This window comes from Lactobacillus kalixensis DSM 16043 (assembly GCF_001434335.1).
Lineage (GTDB): Bacteria > Bacillota > Bacilli > Lactobacillales > Lactobacillaceae > Lactobacillus > Lactobacillus kalixensis.
In genome coordinates, this window is sequence record NZ_AZFM01000043.1 from 4,799 (window position 1) to 12,338 (window position 7,540).

At 32.1% G+C, this 7,540-nt stretch carries 5 protein-coding genes; 4 read left to right on the forward strand and 1 reads right to left on the reverse strand.

The features are described from left to right. Positions 1-971 precede the first annotated feature (971 nt). Positions 972-2,240, reverse strand: a complete 1,269-nt coding sequence (locus FC46_RS08835; protein WP_057799901.1) for an MFS transporter — start codon at positions 2,238-2,240, stop codon at positions 972-974. A gap of 103 nt (positions 2,241-2,343) precedes the next feature. Here FC46_RS08835 and FC46_RS08840 point away from each other — a divergent pair, with 103 nt between their 5' ends. The 4 genes from FC46_RS08840 (at position 2,344) to FC46_RS08855 (ending at position 7,079) form a co-directional block, all read left to right on the forward strand. Next, positions 2,344-3,204: a helix-turn-helix domain-containing protein gene (locus FC46_RS08840; protein ID WP_057799903.1), complete on the forward strand. Its 861-nt coding sequence runs from the start codon at positions 2,344-2,346 to the stop codon at positions 3,202-3,204. A gap of 1,323 nt (positions 3,205-4,527) precedes the next feature. Then, a complete protein-coding gene (locus FC46_RS08845) occupies positions 4,528-4,977 on the forward strand; it encodes a plasmid mobilization protein (protein WP_057799905.1) in 450 nt (149 codons plus the stop codon). Between the two features lie 9 nt (positions 4,978-4,986). After that, positions 4,987-6,390, forward strand: a complete 1,404-nt coding sequence (locus tag FC46_RS08850) for a relaxase/mobilization nuclease domain-containing protein (protein WP_057799907.1) — start codon at positions 4,987-4,989, stop codon at positions 6,388-6,390. 131 nt (positions 6,391-6,521) lie between these two features. Beyond that, positions 6,522-7,079 carry a hypothetical protein gene (locus FC46_RS08855; RefSeq protein WP_057799909.1) on the forward strand — a complete coding sequence of 186 codons (558 nt, stop codon included), beginning with the start codon at positions 6,522-6,524 and terminating at the stop codon, positions 7,077-7,079. Positions 7,080-7,540 lie beyond the last annotated feature (461 nt).

Consider the following 7,540-nt stretch of genomic DNA (forward strand, 5'->3'; position numbering starts at 1 on the left):
AATAGCTAAAAAACAGCATAATATGCCTTAAAGGAAAGGCGCTAAGCTGCGCAACGCGCCTCCTCATCAGTTAGCCTAAACGTGGCTAAAAAACTAATGAGAAGACGCGTGGCTTCCGTACAGTCGAAAATTTAAATGCTAAAAAATCAAACTATTGCTTCAAATCTTAGCATTTAAATTTTCGCCGGTTGTTTAATCGCACCCCGCCCTTGATCCCGTTGTAGCTTAGTTTTTAGTCTATTCAGACAAGAGTTTTTGAATTTGTATTCGATAACTCGAGTAAACTCGAATATTGCGCTACTAAGGATAACCGTCAGCATTTCCGAGGCTTCCTACAACTCAATTGACCTAATGAGGTCGCATGGAAGTTTTGCCGCGTCTTCGTCATTTGCAAAATGAACAGGTTTAGCTTACCTATGGTATTTAACTCCCTGACTGGTGCATCTCCAGCAACAGAGGGGCTGCATTCAATGATTAATAGAAGGATAGCCACTCCTAACGCATTCAATGGATAATCAATCCAATAAAAAAGCTGCAGTCATATCTTATTGACTACAGCAAGTTATCTATCTTATTTATTTGCTCTCTTATTGAAAAAAATTCTACAAGTTGTTAGAATGTTTTTATAAAGAAAGCTAAAAATCACTTGTTGACTACCTGTTATAGTCAATGAGATTGACCCGAGTTAGATACGCCAATATCTAACAAAGGCTTTTTTTATGCTCTCATATTTAATTGTTATCTACATATTAACCTATAAAAAATAAAAATAAAAGTATAAATTTAGTTTGCTATTTTCTCAAAAATTCAAGTGTTAAATTACTTCCCTGTTAATTCATGATTCGATTCATCATTCCGTTTTTAATTTAACCTAATCATTGACCCCAAAGTATAAACTAAAAACACGAGGTTGAAATACAATCTCGTGTTTTTTATCGATCTAAAGAAAAACATTATGACAGGTAATTATATTATTCACTAACTACTGCAGCTGTTGCAGCTGTCTTTTTAGCAGCTTTAGCACTCATTTTAATTGCTACAAAGAAACTAATAATTTCAACTGCTAGAAGAGCAAACAATGCATATTTAACATTACCTAAACCAGAAATTGTAGTCAAAGCTGTGGTCATTAAAGGTGCTGTTGCCATCACAATAGTATTAAGCAAACCAACACTTGAAGCTAAAATCTTACGATCGATTGTTGTAACAAGCCATTGTTGCATCTTTAGTGAAGCTGTCATTGTAACAACTGACAATGAGAAGTAAGCTGGCAAAATTAAGTAAATATTTGCAAACAATGCAGTAACTGTAGTAGCTGAACTAAGGACTAAAGCTAGAATTACCATGAAAAATACAGACTGCTTTTTAAAGATTTGTAGTCCAAAAGTACTACCTAAAATTGAACCAGCACTAACTACCAATCCAATGACTGCGATAGTAAAGCTGTAAGTTGAAATAATCATTGTTGAGCGATTACCAGCCATAACAATTGGCAATAATGAACCCATTGCAGATAATGCACCGTTAAGAAGTGCGATTACCAAAACAACTGATAATAAACCGGGTGCCTTCTTAATTTGAGTGTATGAAGCCTTCATAGTTTCAAAGAACTTTTGATCATTCACTTCTTGAGGTTCAAGTGGCTTATTTTCTTTTTTGTGACGAAGTCCAACACTTGCGTATAAGATACCAGCAAATAAGAAGGTAAAGGCATTAACGAAAGCCAAACTTGAGTAAGATAAAACTAACAGTAATGCAGAGCCAGCAAATTGTGCAACAGTAGTAATAACTTGGCTGATACCATTAGTAAAACCTTCTGCTTGAGCAAAGTCCTTTTCTCCAACTAAATCAACGATTAATGGTGTGCTAAGACCGCTTGAGTAAGCACCAACTGTATCAGAAATGAAATTAATAATTACAACCGCAATTACTAAGTTCCATTGAGAAACGTTGGTAATGAATAGTATCCCTACTAAGCCATAAAGGAAAAATCTAATCACTGCCATTAAGAAGATATTTTTGAATTTTTTGTGTGTTCTGTCAGCTAAGTAACCACCAAAAATATCAAATAATCTTGGAATAGATTCTGAAATTGCAATCAACGATAAAGCTAATGAGTAGTTTTCCAATTTACTTGCGTAAGTCATAAATGCTAAGTAGAAGAGAATGTCACCAGCACTTGAGAGGAAACTAGCAACTGAGAATTTTCTGTAATCTTTATTCTTCAAAAATACGTTCATAATGTTTAACTCCTTCTTTAAATTTGATGTTAAACATTATGATATAGGCTTTATAATTAATTCTATGAAATAGTCGTATTTGAATAAAAATAGGGGATTAAGTATGACAATAGGAGAGTTATTGAAAGAATATCGTATTAGTAAAGGTAAAAATCAAAAAGAATTTACCGACAAGGGCATAATTATGAGTCAATCTTATTATTCTAAGGTAGAAAAGAATGCTCATAGAATTACAGCAGATGGTCTAATTGAACTCCTTCACTACAATAATATTCCTTTATGGGAATTTTTTAGTCGATTAAATTCAAACGATGATCTTCGCCACCAGCAAATAAAAGATTTTAATCGCATAATGTCTGAAGCGTACTACGAGAATAATATTGATAAAGTTAAAAAACTTAAACCATTAGTAAAAGAGAGCAGTCTTTTAGAAAAAGAAAAACAAGAACAATTACTATTAATAGATGCTTGGATTGAAATAATGAAAGATCCTACAGAAGAACCTGACGTAGAATTACGAGATAAAATAAAAGAAAAAATTTTTAGTATTCCAAATTTTAATGAAAACAAAGTAACTCTATTTTGTAATTTTATGTATTTCTACGATTTGGAAAGTAATAAAATAATTGCAAAAAAGATAATAGATCAATATATCAATACTACTAATACTAAAATGCAGATATCATTGTTGGCGATAATAGTTAATATTTTAGCTTTTTCACTCAATGATGGAAAAGAATCTGATACTACTTATTTCATAAAAAATGGTAAAAAAATTAAAATTAAACCTGAATTAGTATTTTACAAGGCTGCATTTACTTTTTTCAAAAACATAATCCTTTATCATCAAACTAATGATCAAGAATTATACGATAGAAGTGTTAAAATCAAGGATTTTTTGATTAGTATAGGTATGTCACAATATGGAAAAATTCTAGAAGAACTTCTTATTAAATATAAATAAAGACTAAAATAGTCGTATTTGAATATTAAATTCAAATACGACTATTTTAATTTTATTAATCTAAACCCCATATACTTAGAAACATAAAGTTAAGCAATTCAAAATTTGGAGGATCAAATATGACAAATACAGGTGGAATAACTATTTAATTAATTCAATAAACTAGAAAACTATGAACAAAAAACAATATGACGAAAACAATCTCAATCTAACCTACAAAGATTTATGGATCCCTATTAAATATTGTAGAAATCCTATAAAGAATGAATTATCTATATTTAAAATTTTCAATCAGGAGGATTAATAGATGAGAAGAACACAGTACCAAATATTACCTGTTATCAAGATTATGCAGGAATGTAGTAGTAATCATAGGAGAAAGTATGAACAAAATATTTCTACACACAATCGAACCATTTAAATAAGCAAAAAATTAATTAAAGGAGGTGCTTTATATGCGTATTATTTTCGGAAAAGGACGTTGCTGGTAAACAACATACTAGATGTTAGTTATATTTACAAATTAAAAGGGAGATCACAGAATCAATGATCAATATTAGTATTAAGATTAAAATTGTTAAAAATTAATTTTCATAAAACAAATCAAAAAAGGTGGGAACACAAATGAAGATAGAAGTTAGTATCAAAATCACTTTTGGTAAATAAGCAAATAGTAAACAACTGATAATTTTTTGAAATTTATTATTAAATTAGAAAGATGGTGAAAATATATGAAGCATATTCACATTGGTCCAGCTCCACACATTGGAACTTGGTAAAACATTTTTTTGTCACTTAATCATATTAATTAACACTTATAAGTAGGATCATATCAAAACAACCAAAAGTCACTTTTTAGTGGCTTTTTTTATTTATACCAATTTGCTACATTTTTTTATTTTTGTAGCTTAAGATTTTTGTTAGCGACACTTTTTATTTTTTAGCCATTAAGTTTTCTTTTTTGAATAAAACGTATCATTTTATTTTTTACTTTTTTGAATCTTACAAATTTATGTGGACGTAAGCCCTGATAATAAAGATGAATACCCAGAATGGGTTTTGATCATTTTTAGGGATTTTGCTACTGATTTCATCAATATTGCTAGTTTTTAGTTTTTTATCAATTCGCTTAAGAGTTGATATATCAAGGGTTTTAGGGGCTTCCCTAACGGTTTGGTTCGACCAACAAGCTCTTTTTGCGTCCTGTGGACGTCAAAAAGCGGAGCTTGCCCCACTATAGTATTTATCGCTTTGAACTTGCTTATCTACCAGTTATAATTTTAGAAAAAAGCTTGTCATTATTCTTAATATGAGGTGCGAAAAATGGATCGACACAAACCAGATTACAAACGACCAACTGCTAGATTTACAGTAGACCAATTTAATAAAATGAAACAGAATGCGGAAAAAGCTGGCATGACTGTCAACGATTATTTAGTTCATTCTGCACTTTCTGGAAAATTCAATTTTAAGTATTCGCCAGAAGATGCAGAAAAGATTCGCCAAGAAATGGTCTCTATTCACCGAACTTTTAATCAAAACAATATTTTGATTAATAAAATGGCTAGTGAAATAGCTATTGGAAGTAGTTATACTAATGCTCGAAAAATTATTGAGAATCAAAAAGAAATCAAGGAATTATTGACTGGATATATTGCAATTTATGATTCTTCTAACATAGCTAATGCCAAAGATGCAGGCAAAAGTACACAGTTTAAGAAAAAAACTGACGTACAAGATAATAAACCTCAATTCAGATCTTACTTGATATAGGTGTTCATTATGGCAATTAAAAGAATTGGACGTTCAAATCTTAGTAGAAATACGATCTCATACGGGATTGATTATGGCTGTAAGCATAAACGCGAACAAGATATGCAAAAATTCAAGAAGCAAAACAGAGCTTTGCTTTATGCTCGTGACTTCCGCTTACGCATGGATGATGCTAGAGCTATCACTGTTGAAGCTGACAACTGTGACCCATATGATCCAGAAAGTGATTTTGCTCAAACTAGAAGATTTTGGGGTAAAAACCAACAAAAAAATCAAGCTGGAAATTATGTTTTAGCTGCTAACGAAAAAACTTGGGACGAATTAAAAAAATTTTTAGCTAATCGTGATCATAAATTGGTCGTAAATGAAATTGATCTCTACCGTGAATGGGGCAAAATGGCGCTAGAAGTTGGTGAATTAATCGCTGGGGACGGTGATATTGAAAAGGGTAAAAACGACTATCAAATAGCCGTACAGACCCACGCTGACGAAAACGGAATGCATGCTCACTTTGAAATTAATACCGTTAACTTAAACACTGGTAAAAAAATGAACTATGACCATGATGATCTACTAAAAATTTATGATTATGCCGACAAAGTTTATCGAGATCGTGGTTTAACCATTCAAGGTGCTGGTTTAGAACGAGTTAAAGATCAAGAAACCGGGAAATATATCACTCAAAAAAAGGGCGGTCGGGCTGATAACGATGTAGGTTATCAGGTTAAATCAATGCTTAAAAATGGACATTATTCCTATGTAGATGATTTAAACATGCAGTTCGAATTAGTTCTGTCTGATTCTAAAGTTAAATCAAAACAAGACGCTATTAACGAGCTTAGAAAGCGAAAGATTCAAGTTGATCAATGGGACGATCAGCACAAATTTATTAAAGCTCACTGGCAATCTTTAAAATATGACGTCAAATCACACGGTAAAACCACTCAAAAACAGGGTGAAGGCTCTAAATCAATTAGAATTAGATCATTTACTCGTCAAGAAGCTGATCATCAATTATCTTTGGAAGCTCATAATCGTACTTTGATTCATGAATTATTGCAAAAAAGAGCTAATACATACAGCATTAATCGCCTGAAAACTAAAAATAAACAAGGATTTACCGATCCTAATTCTCAAGTTGATATGGTTAAAATCGCTCTTAAAGCAAGCAAAAAGACCTCCACACAGGCTTCTGGTGATCAACCTAAAAGTATCTCTCGCAGCTCAATCAGCGTAAATAAAGCTGCTATTGAAAGAGCTAAAGAAAAACAGCGTAAATTGAAACAAAAACAAGCAGAAACCGATAGCTATCTTAAAAAACTTTTCAATGAAACTATAGCTAAAAATAATGAAGATAAAGCTAAGTCACTTCGGGAATTTCAGTATTGGCATCAAGATGGATTGGATAGATAAAATATTTAAAGATATTAAACCGACATTTTGCCACAAGCCCGATTGCTGTGAATTTTGTCAGATTGTCACGCTTAGCGTAGAATAATGGCAGAAGGTAATATTACATACTATTACTTAGAGGTATTACATATATGGAATATAAAGGAAAAACGGTCTATTCAAGCGGCGATATAGCTAATATGCTGGGCTTTGATGACTATCATAGAGTGAGCAATTATTTATCTAAGATAAAAGCGAAGAATGTAATCAAACAAGGTAATACCCGTTACTTTGATGACAAGGTTAAAGATAAGGCAATTACATACTTTAAATCCTTATCTACCAAGGATTTAGGCGATTCTAAAAAAGATAAGCTAATAGAAGAATTACGTAGTCAATTACATGCTGCTGACCAAGAAAAAAACGCCCGATTAGAGGAGCAAAAAGCAACATATGAGCGTCTGATTCAATCTAAAGATGAATCTATATCAGCACTAAAAGAATCGTATGAAGACCTGAAAAATCAGCTTGCAGTAAAGGATAATCAAATTGAATCTCTAACAAAATTAACCACTAATGCTCAAACTTTGAATTTATTAGATAAACCTAAGGAAAATTCCACATCTGCAGATAATAATACTGATACTAGCAATAAGGGTCCTTCTAATGAGGCAGAAGTTAAGCAACACTGGTGGAGTAAAATATTTTAGCAATGAAAAAGCCGCCCCGAAGGACGACTCTTTTATTGCTACTTTCGCTTCTTAAGTTTGTTAATCTCATGAATTACTCTTGCGAGCGAATCCAGATCAAACTTAAGCAAAAGCAAAAAAATCAGGAAATATGCTGCAGTGCTCACGGTTACACCTCCCTATTATTATGTAGGGCATGAGTTGCATGCAAAACTAATTGTATCATGCTATAATTTATGTAGGAAATATGTTGCGACTCACATGGGTTGCATGCAAAAGCGTGGGCGGTCTTCTATCAAGGCCGCTTTTTTGTATATCACTATATATACCATGCAAAAACCCTATTAAATCAAGGTTCAATACCGAAATTTAATAGGGTTTTGTTATTTCTAAATTTTTACAGACACTTAATTTCTAGCAAACTTCACGCGTATATAGATCACTTTTTTCTTCAAAAACTTTATAGGTTTCTTTTGTCATTC